General features: G+C 46.6%; 2 protein-coding genes and 1 riboswitch. Of the genes, one reads left to right on the forward strand and one right to left on the reverse strand.

Annotated features, from left to right (window positions below; translation table 11 throughout):
• Positions 1-175: 175 nt before the first annotated feature.
• The gene (gene ribB / locus E0D98_RS23990) at positions 176-829 is read right to left on the reverse strand and encodes a 3,4-dihydroxy-2-butanone-4-phosphate synthase (RefSeq protein ID WP_001076997.1); all 654 of its coding nucleotides are present in this window, start codon (positions 827-829) and stop codon (positions 176-178) included.
• A gap of 103 nt (positions 830-932) precedes the next feature.
• Positions 933-1,081: riboswitch (FMN riboswitch) on the reverse strand.
• Positions 1,082-1,202: 121 nt separating this feature from the next.
• Between ribB and ubiK the strand changes: the two genes are divergently transcribed.
• Positions 1,203-1,493 (forward strand): ubiquinone biosynthesis accessory factor UbiK, encoded by a 291-nt coding sequence (gene ubiK / locus E0D98_RS23995; protein ID WP_001297598.1) that lies wholly within the window; start codon positions 1,203-1,205, stop codon positions 1,491-1,493.
• The last annotated feature ends 154 nt before the right edge of the window (positions 1,494-1,647 follow it).

Below are 1,647 nucleotides of genomic sequence, written 5' to 3' on the forward strand. Positions count from 1 at the left end.
TAATAACGGAACCATTATATGATTTTGATCATAATGAAAAAGAATGCCTGATATTAATGAAATTTTCTCATAGAAAGAGAAGCGGAATTAACATCTTGCATAGCAGGGCAAAATAAAAACCGAAGCCAGCTACAACTTCGGTTTCTTGATTAAGGCAGTAATTAAGCAGCGGTTTTCAGCTGGCTTTACGCTCATGTGCCTGACGGTATGCCACCAGGTCTTCAATAGTCACGAGCGCCATATTGTGTTTATTGGCAAACTCAATGCACTCTGGTGCACGCGCCATCGTGCCATCGTCATTAGTCAACTCACACAGCACACCAGCCGGTTTAAAGCCTGCCAGCGTCATCAAATCAATAGTCGCTTCAGTATGACCGCCACGCGTCAGTACACCACCTGCCTGCGCGCGAAGTGGGAAAACGTGGCCCGGGCGATTCAGATCAGAAGGTTTTGCGCCATCGGCAATCGCTGCGCGAACGGTCGTAATTCGATCAGCGGCAGAAACACCGGTAGTCACACCTTCAGCCGCTTCAATGGTCACGGTAAAACCGGTGCCATAGGCGCTGGTGTTATTTTCTACCATCATTGGCAGATCAAGTTGTTTACGGCGATCTTCAGTGATGCACAGGCAAACAATACCGCTACCGTGGCGAATGGTCAGCGCCATCTGCTCAACGGTCATGGTTTCTGCCGGGAAGATCATATCGCCTTCGTTTTCACGGTCTTCATCATCAAGCACCATTACACCGCGTCCTTCACGCAGCGCAGCCAGTGCATTTTCAACACGTTCGAAAGGCGTACCAAAAGAGGAAAGTAGCGTCTGATTCATGGTAAAAAAACCTCACTAAAATTATGGTTACCAGAATCAGGGCAGTCTTAGGAGTGGCGGCATATAGCCAAAATAACGTGAGCGGGTCCATGCCCGACAGAATCGTTACTCTCTCCCATCCGGACTCTAACCGTCGGCCCCGGAATTACACCGGATCTGCTGTCCTTTGAGTTCGCACCCAAAGCGCTCGCGGGCTTTCAACTGAGTTGATTTACCGCCGGTGGGGAATTTCGCCCCGCCCTGAGAATAAGCGGATTCACTATAACGCTAATGATTAGCGGCAGCAACGCATAGCTTCACATAATTCTGGTTTATGACTTACCCTTATCGCACTACAATGGCACTCAACACCTATCAGTACAGGGAAACTACAATGATTGACCCGAAAAAAATTGAGCAAATCGCTCGCCAGGTTCACGAATCAATGCCTAAAGGAATCAGGGAGTTCGGGGAAGATGTGGAGAAAAAAATCCGCCAAACCCTACAAGCTCAGCTGACGCGCCTCGACCTTGTAAGCCGTGAAGAGTTCGACGTCCAAACGCAAGTCCTGTTACGGACTCGTGAGAAACTGGCGCTGCTTGAACAAAGAATGAGCGAACTGGAAAATCGCAGTACTGAGATTAAAAAGCAGCCAGATCCAGAGACTCTCCCCCCAACGCTGTAAACATTTGTCTTTAATGCACTGTAAATTATGAATTAATCTTCTAATTTACAGTGCTTTCTATTACCTTATCGCTTAATTCCATTCAGAATATCATCACAAAAATGAATGAGTGCAATTGAAAATATAATTGTTATGTATTTTTTAAGTGTTACTT

The sequence above is a fragment of the Escherichia sp. KCJ4928 genome (assembly GCF_004352695.1).
Lineage (GTDB): Bacteria > Pseudomonadota > Gammaproteobacteria > Enterobacterales > Enterobacteriaceae > ECMA0423.